This is a genomic window from Streptococcus sp. 27098_8_74, assembly GCF_041431705.1.
GTDB classification, from domain to species: domain Bacteria; phylum Bacillota; class Bacilli; order Lactobacillales; family Streptococcaceae; genus Streptococcus; species Streptococcus salivarius_E.
Genome location: NZ_JAPVYF010000014.1, coordinates 52469 through 68078, shown reverse-complemented (window position 1 = coordinate 68078; position 15610 = coordinate 52469). Strand labels below are relative to the sequence as shown.

At 38.0% G+C, this 15610-nt stretch carries 14 protein-coding genes; all 14 read right to left on the bottom strand.

Features of this window, described 5'->3' with window-relative positions; genetic code table 11:
• Positions 1 to 108: 108 nt before the first annotated feature.
• Entirely contained in the window at positions 109 to 2088 is a 1980-nt protein-coding gene (gene ftsH, locus O3670_RS07065; protein WP_073686060.1) for an ATP-dependent zinc metalloprotease FtsH, read from the bottom strand.
• Between the two features lie 19 nt (positions 2089 to 2107).
• On the bottom strand, positions 2108 to 2650 hold the full coding sequence (gene hpt, locus O3670_RS07060) for a hypoxanthine phosphoribosyltransferase (protein ID WP_002883962.1): 543 nt from the start codon (positions 2648 to 2650) through the stop codon (positions 2108 to 2110).
• Positions 2651 to 2731: 81 nt separating this feature from the next.
• Positions 2732 to 3997, bottom strand: a complete 1266-nt coding sequence (tilS, locus tag O3670_RS07055) for a tRNA lysidine(34) synthetase TilS (protein WP_371482165.1) — start codon at positions 3995 to 3997, stop codon at positions 2732 to 2734.
• Complete coding sequence (locus O3670_RS07050) at positions 3997 to 5289, bottom strand: serine hydrolase (protein WP_073686058.1); 1293 nt, start codon at positions 5287 to 5289, stop codon at positions 3997 to 3999. Before O3670_RS07050 ends, tilS begins: the two co-directional genes overlap by 1 nt.
• Positions 5286 to 5417 carry an SP_0009 family protein gene (locus O3670_RS07045; protein WP_060972108.1) on the bottom strand — a complete coding sequence of 44 codons (132 nt, stop codon included), beginning with the start codon at positions 5415 to 5417 and terminating at the stop codon, positions 5286 to 5288. The genes O3670_RS07050 and O3670_RS07045 overlap by 4 nt, the downstream gene beginning before the upstream one ends.
• Positions 5417 to 5788: an FtsB family cell division protein gene (locus O3670_RS07040; protein WP_037597264.1), complete on the bottom strand. Its 372-nt coding sequence runs from the start codon at positions 5786 to 5788 to the stop codon at positions 5417 to 5419. Before O3670_RS07040 ends, O3670_RS07045 begins: the two co-directional genes overlap by 1 nt.
• Complete coding sequence (locus tag O3670_RS07035; RefSeq protein WP_002883975.1) at positions 5772 to 6047, bottom strand: RNA-binding S4 domain-containing protein; 276 nt, start codon at positions 6045 to 6047, stop codon at positions 5772 to 5774. The genes O3670_RS07040 and O3670_RS07035 overlap by 17 nt, the downstream gene beginning before the upstream one ends.
• A gap of 185 nt (positions 6048 to 6232) precedes the next feature.
• Positions 6233 to 9739, bottom strand: coding sequence for a transcription-repair coupling factor (gene mfd / locus O3670_RS07030; protein WP_155123919.1), 3507 nt, complete (start codon positions 9737 to 9739; stop codon positions 6233 to 6235).
• Positions 9732 to 10301, bottom strand: a complete 570-nt coding sequence (pth, locus tag O3670_RS07025) for an aminoacyl-tRNA hydrolase (protein ID WP_037597255.1) — start codon at positions 10299 to 10301, stop codon at positions 9732 to 9734. The genes mfd and pth overlap by 8 nt, the downstream gene beginning before the upstream one ends.
• Before the next feature lie 72 nt (positions 10302 to 10373).
• Entirely contained in the window at positions 10374 to 11489 is a 1116-nt protein-coding gene (gene ychF, locus O3670_RS07020; protein WP_073686056.1) for a redox-regulated ATPase YchF, read from the bottom strand.
• A gap of 209 nt (positions 11490 to 11698) precedes the next feature.
• The gene (locus O3670_RS07015) at positions 11699 to 11890 is read right to left on the bottom strand and encodes a DUF951 domain-containing protein (protein WP_037599384.1); all 192 of its coding nucleotides are present in this window, start codon (positions 11888 to 11890) and stop codon (positions 11699 to 11701) included.
• Between the two features lie 51 nt (positions 11891 to 11941).
• On the bottom strand, positions 11942 to 13078 hold the full coding sequence (gene dnaN, locus O3670_RS07010; RefSeq protein WP_371595930.1) for a DNA polymerase III subunit beta: 1137 nt from the start codon (positions 13076 to 13078) through the stop codon (positions 11942 to 11944).
• Positions 13079 to 13232: 154 nt separating this feature from the next.
• Positions 13233 to 14597, bottom strand: coding sequence for a chromosomal replication initiator protein DnaA (gene dnaA / locus O3670_RS07005; protein ID WP_048676427.1), 1365 nt, complete (start codon positions 14595 to 14597; stop codon positions 13233 to 13235).
• Between the two features lie 238 nt (positions 14598 to 14835).
• Positions 14836 to 15603, bottom strand: a complete 768-nt coding sequence (locus O3670_RS07000) for a ParB/RepB/Spo0J family partition protein (protein WP_270334870.1) — start codon at positions 15601 to 15603, stop codon at positions 14836 to 14838.
• Positions 15604 to 15610: the final 7 nt, after the last annotated feature.

Genomic DNA, 15610 nt, shown 5'->3' with positions numbered 1-15610 from the left:
GCTTGTCTTGTCAATAACTTGCAGTGATTTTAATTTTCTTTTTTTATAATGCTTTTAAATGGTATTTTTTCTCTCGATTTTACTTAAAAAAAAGAAGAGTAGAACTCCTTACTCTTCTTCATCTTTATTTTTATTTTCAATTCTTTCTTTGACTTCATCGTAAGATAGGGCATGGTTATCTTCTTCTGAGTCTCCAAGAGAATCCACCGGCATCTTACCAGTCTCATAAATTGACTTGATTTGTGCAGCATCAAGTGTTTCATACTTAAGCAAAGCTTCTGCAATGAGAGCATGTGTTTCTCGGTTTGCATTGATAATTTCAGCCGCTTTATCGTGTGCCTCAACTAAAAGTGATCGAATTTCTTCGTCAATAAGTTGAGCTGTATGAGCTGAGTAAGACTTATCTGTAGTAAATTGTCCTGGATTCATCGCATGATTACCTTCATATTGGACTGGTCCAAGTTTTTCGCTCATACCATATTCAGTAACCATTGCACGTGCCAACTGTGTCGCTTGCTCAAAGTCATTTGAAGCACCTGATGTTTGAACGTTGAAAATAATTTCTTCTGCAACACGTCCACCCATAAGACCTGCCAATTGTTCTTTTAGCTCATCTTTAGATGACAACATCTGATCCTCTTTTGGTAGAGAAATCATATAACCACCTGCGCGACCTCGTGGAACAATAGTAACCTTGTGAACATCACGAGCGCTAGAAAGTGTTAAACCAACAATTGTATGACCCGCTTCATGGTAAGCCACAACTTTACGTTCGTGTTCTGAAACTTGGCGGTCTTTCTTAGATGGTCCAGCAATAACACGATCCTCTGCTTCGTCGATATCACTAGCATCAATTCTAGTCTTACTACGTCGTGCAGCAACTAGAGCTGCTTCATTCAAGACATTCTCCAAGTCTGCTCCAACAAAACCTGGAGTTTGTTGAGCAACAACTTTAAGGTCAACATCTTCAGCCAATGGTTTATTCTTGGCATGGACTTTCAAGATAGCCTCTCGGCCTTTTACATCTGGGCGACCAACAAGAACTTTACGGTCAAAACGGCCTGGACGTAGGAGGGCTGGATCAAGAACATCACTACGGTTGGTTGCAGCAATGACAATGATATTCTCATTTCCATCAAAACCATCCATTTCTATCAACAGTTGGTTAAGGGTTTGTTCACGTTCGTCGTTACCGCCGCCCATTCCAGTACCACGACGACGGCCAACCGCATCGATTTCATCAATAAAGATAATAGCACGTTCGGCCTTTTTTGCGTCTTCAAAAAGACTACGAACACGACTTGCTCCGACACCGACAAACATCTCTACGAAATCAGAACCTGAGATACTAAAGAAAGGAACATCTGCTTCACCAGCAACAGCTTTAGCAAGCAGAGTTTTACCTGTCCCTGGAGGGCCTTCAAGGAGAACACCCTTAGGGATACGTGCACCAAGTGCTTTATATTTACGTGGATTTTTGAGGAAATCTACGACTTCTACAAGTTCTTCTTTTTCTTCTTCAGCACCAGCCACATCTGTGAAACGAACTTTAATATTCTCTTTTGATTGAGTCTTAGCACGGTTGCGGCCAAAATTCATTGCACCGCGGTTACCGCCTTGATTCATCATGAAAAGGAAGAAAATAGCAATCCCAATCAAAGGTAGGTAACTAAAAAGATATGAAATCCAAGCACCACTTGAACTTTCACGTATCATTTTAACATTAACATCAGCTGCTTCTGATGCTGATTGCAATGCCTGCATGGTTGTTTCATTCTGAAGCACAGTTGACGTAAAGCTACGTGTCTCTGATGATGCACCACCTAAAAATGGTAGACTAAGGTCAGTATCAACCTTCTCAGCCTTTTTGTAGCTACCTTTAACTTCAATGATACTACCGTCTGGCTGATAAGTGATAGATTTTACCTTACCATCTTCAATTTTCTTAACCAACTGTGTGTAAGACAATTGTTGACTTGGGCTTTGGCTTCCTCCTGCAAAGTATTGTACTCCGGTTACAACCGCAATAATAACTATGATGTAGAGAAAAGCGTTCCGTAAGAAGCCATTATTATTTTTATTATTCATAAATTAATTAGACCTTTACTTATTTTGTATAAATTTCTTCTTTTAGGACACCGACATAAGGGAGGTTACGGTATTTTTCATCATAGTCTAGTCCGAAACCAACGATAAATTCATTAGGGACATCATAACATACGTAATCTGCCTCAATATCAACAACACGACCCTCTGGTTTATCAAAAAGAGTTGCGATTTTGACTGAATTGGCTTTACGGTACTTGAACATATCTCGAAGATAAAGGAGCGTACGACCTGTATCAATGATATCTTCAATAAAGATGATGTCTCGTCCTTCAACATTAGTGTCAACATCTTTAAGAATCTTTACTTCACCACTGCTGACAGTTCCGCCACCATAACTTGAAACGACCATAAAGTCCATCTCAATATGGGTATCAATATGTTTGATAAGTTCTGCCATAAATGGAACAGCACCTTTCAAAACACAGACTAGAAGAGGATTTTTCCCCGCATAATCCTCTGTCAGTTGTTGTCCTAGTTCTTTAGTTTTAGCTACGATATCCTCTTGGGAAAAGAGGACTTTTTTAATGTCTTTTTCTAACATTTGGGTTCCCTTTCTCGAAGTCAATATTCTGTTATTATACCACTTTTACTTCAATCATCGTTATTTGAACATGGTATTTGATTAGAAATTCTTATAAATGACTACAGTGCCATAAAGTATAGCATTTTCAGGTCTTTTTTTCAAATAGAGACGCCCAGCAACATAAAGAAAAATAATATGACCATCTTGTTCTCCTACAATGGCTTTTTGACGATCCTTCTCTAAAATCTTATTGTCTATAAACAGTCGTCTTAATTTTTTATGGTGACTACCAAGGTCAATCTTATCGCCTTCTTTTCTATGACGAATCACTATTGGGGCATCTGACCAAATACTAATAGCATCTGTGTTAGAAACGTCATTGAATTCTGAAAAAGTCAAGGTATAATCCTCAAACTCAACAGATTTTCCAAATTCTAAGAGACAAGGAGGCGATAAAGAAATAGACGCTTCTTTCCTTATCAAGAAATATGTCTGTGTTTTTACTAGTTCATAACCATTTTTTAGGGGTATCTTCCCTGAACCATTTTTTCTTAGATAACTTATCAATTGATTAAATTGGCCTTTAGAAAGCTGTAAATCAGGAAAGGAGTCTAAATAATTCTGAAGAAGAAAGAGCTGGACAGCATCTGACTGTTGCTGAAAAACAGATAAATCAGTGATACTAATATCCTTTGTTAACTCTCCTAGAGCTTGCTCCATAAGACCAATCTCCTCGGCTAAAAGACAAAGGTGCTCCTTAATTTTAGGATTTTCCTGAGATAAAGTAGGAAGATAGGACAGTCTGATGCGATTCCGAAGGTAGGCTAGTGAAGTATTACTCCTATCTTCAAAATGGAAAGTTACGGGAAGCTGAGCTTTCGTAAGATGCAAAAAGGGACGAATAATCTGACCAGTGCCAAATGGTCTGATAGCTGAAATTCCTGTCAGGTGTCTTAAACGACTTCCTCTCAACAGTCTCATAAAAATTGTCTCTGACTGATCATCTGCATGATGGGCTGTTACAAGAGCAGAGTAATCATAATCTTTCATGACCTGCTTAAAAAACTCATAGCGAAAGGTACGGGCAGCATTTTCTGAAAACTTTCCTGAGAATGCACTATAGTGAAAAGGGACCTTGTGTTCCTCTGCCCAATGACGTAAATACGCTTCTTCATGCTCCGACTCTTGTCGTTGTTTATGATTAACGTGAGCAATCCCCAACTGAATATCCAAATCTTTTTGATGGTTATACAAAAAGTGCAGCAAACTCATAGAGTCTGCTCCACCTGATACTGCTACTAAAATTTTCTTGTGCCGGTTAAAATAACCCTTGGCTTGCATCATTTGCAACAATTTTTGTGTCATTATTTCAAAATTCCATAAACATCATCTGCAATTGAGGTGATTTTGTCATAGCCTTCTTTATCCGTAAAAATCGACAGAATAAAGGGAGAATCTGCATAAACAATAGCGACGTCATGTTTAAAGTCGTAGGCATCACCAATTTTATGAGCGACGGGAACATCAATGTTTTTGGAAATACGTTCGCCATCATAGTCCGTGCTTGAAAGATAATTGATAATATCTCCATTTTGTCTATAAACAGCCTCCATCAAAGTACCTGCGGCTCTAGCAGTCAACTCCTTTTTATCCATATTCCACGAGGTCGCTGCGGCTTTATCTACTGATTTTTGGAAGGCTTTATCATACTGATTGGCTACATAATAACCTAATATATTTGTCGCTACATTATCTGAGTTTTGGGCTACAGCCTTCAACAGATTTTCTAAGCTATAATTTTTATCATCAGGCATCTTACTAATCTTTCCAGAACCATCTGGATCATAAGCACCTGGAAATCCATTCACAGCAGAGGTATATTGATACTCATCTGATAATGCTAATTTCTCTTGAGACAGACGTTCCTGTGCATAGTAGAGTAGACCAAGCTTCGCTACGCTAGCTGCATACATGCTTTTTTCGTCATTGATAGCAGCTACTCGGTTCGTATCAAGCTGTTTAACATAAACTGAAATGCGCTCTTGATTGTTATACTTCTCATTAAGGACTTTTTGAACAGACTCGATGCGATTATCAGTCGTTGATAAATCAGAAGCGTTAATCCACCCCTCTCCGTCTACCAAATAGTAGGTCCCTGCATGCGTCTGAGCTACTTGGCTAACCTTAATAGGTTTGAAACTAGCGAGTTTAGAGTCAGCTTTTTCGGTTCCTAACACGTAAGGTTCTTTGTATACCGTTAAACCATCTTTAGCCCAGAAGGTCATATCTACTGGTTTTTGATTATAGATACTATCATCCACAATTGATTTCTGACTAGCGGCTACATAACCACCATCTTGAAGTTGGAAAACAGGTTCACCTTTAGCATTCCAAAAAATAGCAGAAATCGATAGTTTGGTATCCGCTTGGATACTGGTTTTAAATTCTGTTAAATCCTTGTTCTTATAAGTTAGGATAGTTGTTATCGTTCTTGGATTTTTAGGAATCTGTTTAAATTGAGTCAAACTAGCTGTAGTATTTTGAGTCAATTTTTGGACCTGTTTTGGGGTCAGAGTTAGCTCCTTCTCCATAGGAAGTAGGACCAGGGGGCTAGAAGATACAAGCACAACAGTTGCAGCTATTAAGAGCTTTTTCATGCTTGCTTCTTCACCTCCTCTTTCCTCGGTAATTCCGTTTTAAGTTGCTGATTTTTTGCTGATAGTTCCTCTAACTTGGCTTCTGAATAGGTTAAAAAAGTTTCTACAGTTTTAAGTAAATCTTTCATTAGGGTAATAAGCTTGGTACAGGATAGATAGACTCTCCTTCACGTGAATAATAGTACTTAGCACGCGCATATTTCTCGGCGAAAGCATCATCCTTAAGTTTCTTAGCCAAATCCTTTCGTTCCTTTGTCTGATCTGACAATTTATCATAGTCTTTCTGAAGCGACAAGACTTCCTTCTCTTGCTGTTTGATGTTCATATAGGTCTCAACCAGATTGTAGGTTGGCAAGATAAAGAGTAAAACAACCACAAAGAGAATCCACCCCATAAAGCGATTCCTTTGTTCGTGTTCGGCACGCTCTAATCGTTGCTCTTGATTGGCACTATCAATGTAATCATTCGTAAGCTGTACAATATTAGGCTTCTTGCTCATCTGCTTCAATCCTTGTTTCACTTATAATCTCGTACATTTTTGCCGCATCTTCTTTTTTCGTACTATCTTTCATTTCTAGAACACGGACAGTCAAGAGTTTATTTCCAAAACGAACTTCCACTTGGTCACCAATTTTTAAATCTGTAGATGACTTAGCGAGTACACCATTTACTTTTATACGCCCTTTATCAGCCACTTCTTTAGCCACTGGACGGCGTTTGATAATTCGTGATACTTTTAAATATTTGTCTAATCTCAATGTTACTGTTTCCTTTTCGTTAGGATATCTCTTCTATGATAGCATTTTTTTTTAGAAAATAGGGGACTAAAGCCTTTTCAATACAAAAATAAGAGGATCGACACTAGTCGACCCTCTCAGGAGATTTATGAAAAAGAAAAGTTTTAGGATGTTTTATAGTATAGAGAGACTTACTTAAACTTTCCTTAAGCTTCTTTTTTTTCTTTACGTTCTTTGATTTCCATAAATGTCTGTCCAAAAATCTTTAATTCTTCAAGAATTTCATAGTCTTTCCTGTTACGAACATCAAAAGTAATCTCTACTTTCCCCTGGTTATCACTGATTTTTGCTTTTAAATGCGTTTTAGAGATAGCTTCGAAATAATCTTGAGTCAAGAAGAATTTGAGAGAGGCTTTTTCGAAACGAACAGTGATAGTATCGTTCTTACGCTCAACTAATTCTGCAAAGGCAGCATCCAAATAGGCCTTAACCAGACCAATCTCAATGAGATAGGCAACTTGGTCTGGATATTCTCCAAAGCGGTCAATAAGCTCATCTTGAAGGTCTTGATAATCTTTCTGATTCTCAATTTCTCGAATACGCTTATAAATTTCAATTTTTTGGCGCTCGTCAGAAATATAGTCAGAAGGGAGGTAAGCATCAATCTGAAGATTGAACTCTGCATTTCCTTTACGTCGAACTTGAGTTTTACCTTGACGTTTATTGATAGCCTCTTCCAAGAGTTGCGAGTACATTTCGAATCCGACTGAGTCGATGAAACCACTTTGAGAAGCGCCAAGAATATTCCCTGCACCACGAATTGATAAATCACGCATGGCAATTTTGAAACCTGATCCCAGTTCTGTAAAGCCCTTAATAGCATCCAATCGCTTCTCAGAGACTTCCGTCAACACTTTGTCAGGACGATACATGAGATAGGCGTAAGCAATTCGATTACTACGTCCCACACGACCTCTCAACTGATAAAGGGTAGATAAGCCCATATGATCTGCATTCTCAATGAAGAGAGTATTAACGTTGGAGATATCAATCCCTGTCTCGATAATGGTTGTTGCTACCAATACATCGTAATCACCATTCAAGAAATCCAAGAGGGTATTCTCCAACATAACCTCACTCATCTGACCATGAACAAATCCGATACGTGCTTCAGGGACTAGCTCATGTAATTCAGAAACTTTTTGATCAATGGTTTCAACACGATTATAAACATAAAAAATCTGACCACCTCGATCCATCTCTCTTAATATCGCTTCTCGAATAAGACCAGGATTGGTTTCCATAACATAAGTTTGAACTGGATAACGGTTGGTAGGTGCTGTCTCAATAATCGACAAATCACGAATACCTAACATAGACATATGAAGCGTACGAGGAATAGGTGTCGCAGTTAGAGTAAGGACATCAACCTTAGCTTTCAACTCCTTAAGTTTCTCTTTATGCTTCACGCCAAAACGTTGTTCTTCATCAATTACTAGCAAGCCTAAGTCAGAAAACTTAACATCTTTAGACAGTAGGCGGTGAGTACCAATAATAATATCAATACGCCCTTTAGCTAGATTTTCAATAGTCTCATTCTGCTCTTTTTTACTTCTAAAACGACTGAGTTCATCTACTTCAACGGCATGATTTTCAAAACGCTCTTTAAAATTCAAATAGTGCTGATGGGCAAGAACCGTTGTAGGAACTAAGATAGCAACTTGCTTTCCATCATTGACTGCCTTGAAGGCGGCACGCATAGCTACCTCTGTCTTACCAAAACCAACATCACCAACCAAGAGACGATCCATGGGTTTGTCTGACTCCATGTCTGCCTTAATTTCCTTGATAGAACGCAATTGATCCTCTGTCTCAGCATAGGCGAAATCATCTTCGAAATCTCTTTGATTATCATCATCTGGTGAAAAAGCAAAACCTTTAAGCTGACTACGCTCAGCGTAAAGGTTTAAGAGATCATCAGCAATATCCTCTACTTGCTTACTTACTTTTTGTTTAGTCTTTTGGAAACGCCCATCATTGAGTTTATTAATTTTAGGCTCTTTTCCGTCCGCTGACACATACTTAGAGAGACTCTCAATCTGCTCAACAGGTAGAGAAATTGTTGCAGCATCCTGATATTGGATGGTCAAGTAGTCACGATGCACCCCTTTAATCTCAATAGTCTCAATACCTTTAAATTGTCCGATACCATGAGTCTGGTGTACAACATAATCACCTTTTTCAAGCTCATTGTAATCTTTTAGACGCTCAGCATTGGAAACGTGACTGGCACGCGCACGACGTTTTACTTTTTTATGGAAAATCTCACGTTCAGTGACCAGAACAAGCTTTTCATCAGCAAAGTAAAAACCATTGGATAAGTTTCCTAGAACTAATTGAGGCTTATAAGGAATCAAATCTCCAAAACTACTAAGTGGTAAATCTAAATCATATTCTTCCAAGGTTTCCTTCAAAGATTTGAGTTGCTTTTCAGACCCCACTTGTAAAATAACTGTAGCCTTATTCTTGGTATAGCGATGTATTTCATCAACTAGAAGTGGAAACTGGTTAAAGAACTCCTGCATAGGGTATTGCGTGAATTGATACAACTTATCAAATTTAAGATTTCCCAAACCCTTATGAAAATTCGAAAAGAAACCAGCTGGCTGATAATTACGTAAAGTCTTAAATGAATCCACTAAGTAATTTAGATGACTCAGAGACTTGCCTTGGTGAAGATCCTCAGTTAAAAGATTAGCCACCTCCAATTCAAGACGTCCATGGCGGTCCACTATCTTTTGAAAATCATCAATGAATACAGGAGTTCCTTTGGGAAGGTAGTCAAATAAGGTATAAGCCTTATCATAAAAGAGAGACAAAAACTTACGTAAATCTTTATGACGGTATCCATCAATCGTAACCGACAGAACTTCCTCAAGGTAAGCCTTATGAGGACCTTCTGCCTTCGAGACCGCACTTTCTAGGGCCTTCTCAGCACGCTGGTAATCCTCTCTTGTTAAGATAATATCATCTGCTGGTGATACGATAACATGCTCTAAATTGTCTAAAGATTTCTGACTATCGCTATCAAACTGACGAATGCCATCAATCTCGTCTCCAAAAAATTCTAAACGGTAGGGGAGCTCTGAAGTCAGTTCATAAATATCTAAAATATCGCCCCTCCGACTAAACTCACCAGGTGAGAGAACCTGTTCTACTCTTTGGTATCCAATATGAGTCAGATGCTTACTGAGAGCCTCTAAATCATGTTCCTCCCCTAGTGTTAAGTCAATGCGAGAGTCTTTATAAACCTTAGGGTTAGGCAAATGTAACTTAGTACCAACTAAACTCGTGACCAAAACCCCACTGGCCTCTTTATCCATTAAAAAATTTAGACTTTCAAGACGAGAATGGGTCTTTTCTGGAGAAGCGAAGATAAACTCTGCAGCTACTACATCATCTGCAAAAAAAGAATAAACCTTATCCTCTCCTAAGATAGCTGACAAATCTCCTGTCAGTTGCTCAGCTTCATTTTGTGTTGAAGTAACGATTAAAATCTTAGGAACTTGCTCAGAAAGAGCGGATGCCATGACAACTGCCTTGCTGGAACCAGAAAATCCCATGACCAACTGCCTACTCAATAGGGTTACTTTATCACGCCACTCAAGCAATTGATAATTCTTCTCAAAAAGATCTAATAGAGTATTAGCCATTATAACGCCTCATAGTATCTTCGAAATCATTGGTTTTCAGATAATGATTGAGGGCTGTCTCTACCTTGTCTAAAGTCAGTAAAATTGTGGCATAGTCATCTTCACTAAATTTTCCAAGGACATGATTAACGACCGTCATTCCTTTCTGTGGACGGCCAATACCAATTTTTATACGGTCAAATTCTTGAGTGCCAGTTTCAGCAATGATAGATTTAATACCATTATGACCACCCGCTGAACCTTTTTGACGAAAGCGCAATTTCCCAACTTCCATATCTAAGTCATCGTAAATGACGATAAAATCCTCCATGGGAATATTGTAATAAGCTAGTAATGCTCTAACAGCTAGGCCAGATAGATTCATAAAGGTTGTTGGTTTCACAAAATAAACCTTCTCACCATTTAAAAAGGTCGAAGCCACTTCAGCCTTAAAGGTCCTTTCTTCAGAAAAAGTTAATCCCAGTTCCTTAGCCATTAGGTCAATAGCCATAAAACCAACATTGTGACGTGTCTCATGGTATTTTGAACCAGGATTTCCCAAGCCAACTACTAATTTTGTCATTATTTCTCCTCTTTGATAAACAGCAAAAGGACTGAAAAATACTTTTCAGCCTTGTGCACTATTTTTTATTTTCTAAACGTTGAAACGGAATTCCATGATGTCGCCATCTTGGACAACATATTCTTTTCCTTCTTCACGAAGGCGACCAGCTTCCTTAACAGCTTTCTCAGAACCATATTTAATGAGATCATCGTAAGACATGGTTACGGCACGGATAAAGCCTTTCTCGAAGTCAGAGTGGATAATTCCGGCTGCCTGTGGTGCCTTGATACCGCGTTTAAAGGTCCAAGCACGCACCTCTTTTTCACCAGCAGTGAAGTAAGTTCCAAGACCAAGCAAGTGATAGGCTGCGCGTGTCAGTTTATCAACTCCTGATTCTGTCAAACCAAGGTCTTCTAGGAACATCTCCTTATCTTCATCATCCAATTCAGAAATTTCTTCCTCAACACGTGCTGAGATAACAACTACTTCTGCATTTTCAGTCGCTGCAAACTCGCGAATTTGTTTGACATAATCAATATCATCAGGATTTGCGACTTGGTCTTCATCAACATTAGCCACATAAAGTACTGGTTTTGTTGTCAAGAGGAAGAGTCCCTTAACAATTTTTTGCTCTTCCTCAGTAAAATCAATCGTACGTGCAGACTTACCATCTTCTAGAACGGGTTTAATCTTTTGAAGAATGTTAAACTCTGCTACAGAATATTTATCTTTTTGTGTACGCGCAATTTTTTCGACACGCGCATAACGTTTGTTAATTGATTCAAGGTCAGCCAAAATCAATTCTAGATTGATTGTATCAATATCAGCCATCGGATCTACAAAGGCATCCTCACGCCCTTGTTCACGCATAACGTTTTCATCATCGAAAGAACGAACCACATGGACAATCGCATCTACTTCACGAATGTTCGCCAAGAACTTATTTCCAAGACCTTCACCCTTTGATGCTCCTTTTACGATACCCGCAATATCTGTGAACTCAAATGTAGTTGGAACTGTCTTTTTAGGGGTAATAAGTTCAGTCAGTTTCGTCAAACGCTCATCTGGTACCTCAACCATACCTACGTTTGGATCAATTGTCGCGAAAGGATAGTTAGCAGCTTCCGCACCCGCTTTTGTAATTGCATTGAAAAGAGTTGATTTACCAACGTTTGGCAAACCGACGATACCTGCTGTTAAAGCCATTAATTTATTTCTCCATAAAAAAGTAATTCAGTTAATTATAACACAAAAATTGTTAAAAATAGGCAACTTCCCTTTGAGAATCATAAAAAGGAAAGCAAGGCAAAGAATGCTATAAAGAAGATGATTAGGGACTTTAGAAAGTCTTTATATTGCTAGTGAAGTAATTTTCTTAACATAAAACTCTTGTTATATAGTCTCTCCAACACCTGTTACAAAACCTTCTTAAGTTTCTTCTCGAAATCATGACGACTCATCATGACCACATGATCACAATTCGTACAACGAATCTTAATGTCAGCTCCAAGACGTATTACTTCCCATTCATTAGCTTTTTTTCCTGTTGCTTTGATAGTACAAGCATGTGGTTTTTTCATTTCAACTAAACTTCCAATTTGGTACATAAATTCCCTTTCTAGTAAAAAAGTTATCCACAGTGGATAACTTTTTCGATTTTAGTTTGTTCTTACAGGTGTAATCAATTGAATAAAATTCTCACTGTCATCTGCTGGCGTCAATGTAAATGGACGTACTGGTGAAATGAAACGTACACGGACAGTCTCACTCTTAAGAGCTTTCAAAGCATCTATTAGGTAGGTTGGATTGAAACTAATGACCAAATCTCTACCTGAAACATCTTGCACGTCAATGTCCTCATTCACCTTTCCGACTTCTGGCGAATTAACATGGGCACTGACACTACCATTAATGATTTCGAGTTTAACGGTACCACTTTGACTAGCATTAGAAATCAAATATGAACGTTCCATAGCAGAACGAAGGCTAGCAGTCTCAAAAACAACTTCTGTTTCAAATGAATCAGACAAGAGACGATTCGTGTCTGGATAATTTCCTTCAAGTAGACGTGTATAGAAAGAAATTGTTTCACTACGGAATAGAATTTGATTTGCTGAGAAGAAAACCTCTAAGTTTTCAATATCATCGCTAAAGACTGCCGATAATTCTTTAAGTGAGCGACTTGGGATTACAACATCAAAGTTATCTGCAGAATGCTCCAAAACAAGTTGGCGTTGGCTCATACGGTGAGAGTCAGTTGCTACAGCTTTGAGATCTTTATGATTTGAAAGAACGAAGTGAACACCGGTTAAAATTGGACGACTTTCTTGTGTGCTTGCTGCGAATGAAGTTTCAGCAATGATAGATTTTAACACTTTTGTGTCCATTAGTAATGGCGTCAAGCTATCAACTTCCTGAATACGGGGATATTGTTCAACATCTTTCCCTTTTAAGGTAATTTCTGATTTACCACTCTTCAGTAAAACTTGGTATTGTTCGATTTCTTCAAAAGTAAGGGTAACATCAGGCAAGCTTGAGACAACATTAATGAAAAAGTTTGCTTCCAAAAGGATACTACCTGACTGTGTAATTAAGAGGCCTGCATTTTCTTCTGAAACTGAGATACTATTTTCAATTGAGATTTGCCCATTTGATCCTGTCAAATAGATACCATCACTTGTAACTTCGATTTTAATCGTTGATAGAATTGGGATAGCATTTTTAGAAGAAATAGCACGGCGAGTTGTATGAAGTGCTTGTAAGAAATAAGCTTTATTAATCGCAAATTGAATCATGATGCTCCTTTATTTTAGTAGTATTATTTTAGTAGTAGTAGTAGGTCTTGTGGACACTGTGCATAAGTCTACAAAACATAGTTTTATCAAGGCTTTAAACTTGTGCACAGCCTGTGGAAAAGTTTGGATAATTTTTAATAGTTATCCACAAGTATCATTTTATCTTGTTTTTGATGCTATCAATTTCAATGCGTAAACTGTCATCTTGAGCAATCATATTTTTGATTTTATTGTATGCATGTAAGACAGTTGAGTGGTCTCTTCCTCCAAATTCTTTTCCAATTTTCGGAAGAGAGTTATCAGTCATTTCACGCGCAAGATACATGGCTACCTGACGTGCCAAGACAATATTTTGTGTTCGTTTAGTTGCCTTGATCTCTTTTACAGTGACATTATAAAATTTTCCTACCTCAGTTTGGATATCCTCAATCGGAATAAGAGTTAACTTAGGACCATCCATTTTACGTGCGCGAATGGCTTCAGCAGCTACTTCAACTGTGATAGTATCTAACTGGCGAACATTGGCAACTAAGCTAATATCTTTTAAGGCTCCTTCTAAGTCACGGACATTTGAATCAAATTGGCCAGCTAAATACTCAATTGTTTCAGGAGGAAAATGATAATCATAGTCCATAATCTTATTAGTAAGAATGGCCACTCGCGTTTCAAAGTCAGGTGGTGTGATATTGACGGTTAACCCCCATTTGAAGCGCGTGACAAGACGCTCTTCCATTTCGTTCAATTGATCTGGATTACGGTCGCTGGTCAGGACAATTTGTTTATTATTATTGTGAAGGACATTGAAAGTATTGAAAAATTCCTCTTGAGTGGCTTGCGTTGATTTTTTAGCCAAAGATTGAATATCATCAATTAAGAGAACGTCCAGATGACGGTATTTAAGTTTTAGTTCATCCATTTTATCTAAACGGATATGGACAACAAATTCATTAATGAAATTCTCTGCAGTAATGTATTTGATACGTGCTTGAGGATTATCATGTAAGACCTTGTTACCAATGGCATTGAGTAAGTGAGTTTTTCCGAGACCAGGTCCTCCATAAATAAATAGAGGGTTATACGTAGCTCCTGGTGAATCAGCTACAGCTAAAGATGCAGCAACTGACCAACGGTTTTCATCCCCCTGAATAAAATTATCAAAGGTGTACTTACTATTTAAGTCAGAGTCCAATGTAGGAAGAGCAGGTGTTTGCTGTTCCTTTTTATTGCCAAAGTCATTGTTTGTTACAGTTGAATTTGCCTCGTTTAAGAGTGCTTCGTCAAAGACGTACTCAACTTTGATTTCACTATTATAGGCTTCAAAACCAGCCATCAAAATGAAAGATTGCATATTCTTTTCCCAGAATAGCTTTTTGACTTCTTCAAGCAGAATTGTAGCAACGTTATTTTGAACTTTGATGAGCTTGGTATCCAGGACATAATAATCAAAAGTGGCTTGTGTTAGTTCCTCTTTGGCCAGCTCTAAGAGCTTATTCCAAAAAAAATGCTCTTTTTCGGTCATTCCATCAATTCTCCTTCTTTATTCTTGTTCTCTGATTCTATCATAAAACAAAAAAGTTTTCCACAGGTCCGGAGATAAAAGTTCCTTGAGTTGTCCACAAGCAAAAAAAGACAATTAACATTGTGCACAAGAGTTATCCACAAGTTGTGAATAAAAAAAGAAACCCTCTTAAATAAAGGGAGGGCCACCGTTTTATGATGTGGATAAGTTTGTTTCTTTTTGCTACTCAATTCACAGGTCAAATAAGCTTGTTGATAATTCTGTTAAAATCTTCTTCTGTCGAAAAGTGGATCTGAATAGATCCAGAGTGGTTTTTGTGATAACGAAGAGTAACAGGGAGACCAAGTGATTTTTCAAGTTCTTTTTCTTTATCTTTTATATGAATATCTTTTTTTGATTTTTGTTTTTTTGGAAGTTCTTGAAGTCTTTTTTCCAGAGTACGAACGGACCATTTTTCAGTAAGGACCTGATGATAGATAGTTAATTGCTTTTTTGTATCCTCAATAGCTAAAAGTGCTCTAGCATGTCCTTGACTCAATTTGCCATTTTCGATACTCGTCTGTATCTCTTGGGGAAGTTGGAGGAGTCTGAGAGAGTTACTGATATAGGGTCTGGATTTTCCCATAGCTTTCGCCAGTTCCTCGTGATTATAAGCTAGCTCATTAATTAAACTACGATAGGCCTTTGCTTCTTCAATGGGATTGAGATTCGATCGTTGTAAATTTTCAATAATAGCTTGTTTACGGCTTTCTTGATCTGTAACTTTCTTTACAACTGCAGGGATTTCTGTCATTCCTAGACATTTACAGGCACGTAAACGTCTTTCCCCAGCAATTAGTTCATAACCAATAATATCCGATTTTCGGACAATGATTGGCTGTATCAGTCCATTTTCTGCAATCGATTGGCTTAGCTCCGCTAATTCTTCATCAGAGAACTCTATACGAGGTTGAAAAGGATTGGGATAGATGTCACTAATAGGTAAAGCTTTGAGTTGTTCTTGCATGTTATTC

Bases quoted from the DNA above. Each gene is read 5' to 3' on its own strand.
- ftsH (WP_073686060.1), bottom strand. From the start codon at position 2,088: ATGAATAATAAAAATAATAATGGCTTCTTACGGAACGCTTTTCTCTAC.
- hpt (WP_002883962.1), bottom strand. From the start codon at position 2,650: ATGTTAGAAAAAGACATTAAAAAAGTCCTCTTTTCCCAAGAGGATATC.
- tilS (WP_371482165.1), bottom strand. From the start codon at position 3,997: ATGACACAAAAATTGTTGCAAATGATGCAAGCCAAGGGTTATTTTAAC.
- O3670_RS07050 (WP_073686058.1), bottom strand. From the start codon at position 5,289: ATGAAAAAGCTCTTAATAGCTGCAACTGTTGTGCTTGTATCTTCTAGC.
- O3670_RS07045 (WP_060972108.1), bottom strand. From the start codon at position 5,417: ATGAAAGATTTACTTAAAACTGTAGAAACTTTTTTAACCTATTCAGAA.
- O3670_RS07040 (WP_037597264.1), bottom strand. From the start codon at position 5,788: ATGAGCAAGAAGCCTAATATTGTACAGCTTACGAATGATTACATTGAT.
- mfd (WP_155123919.1), bottom strand. From the start codon at position 9,739: ATGGCTAATACTCTATTAGATCTTTTTGAGAAGAATTATCAATTGCTT.
- pth (WP_037597255.1), bottom strand. From the start codon at position 10,301: ATGACAAAATTAGTAGTTGGCTTGGGAAATCCTGGTTCAAAATACCAT.
- ychF (WP_073686056.1), bottom strand. From the start codon at position 11,489: ATGGCTTTAACAGCAGGTATCGTCGGTTTGCCAAACGTTGGTAAATCA.
- O3670_RS07015 (WP_037599384.1), bottom strand. From the start codon at position 11,890: ATGTACCAAATTGGAAGTTTAGTTGAAATGAAAAAACCACATGCTTGT.
- dnaN (WP_371595930.1), bottom strand. From the start codon at position 13,078: ATGATTCAATTTGCGATTAATAAAGCTTATTTCTTACAAGCACTTCAT.
- dnaA (WP_048676427.1), bottom strand. From the start codon at position 14,597: ATGACCGAAAAAGAGCATTTTTTTTGGAATAAGCTCTTAGAGCTGGCC.
- O3670_RS07000 (WP_270334870.1), bottom strand. From the start codon at position 15,603: ATGCAAGAACAACTCAAAGCTTTACCTATTAGTGACATCTATCCCAAT.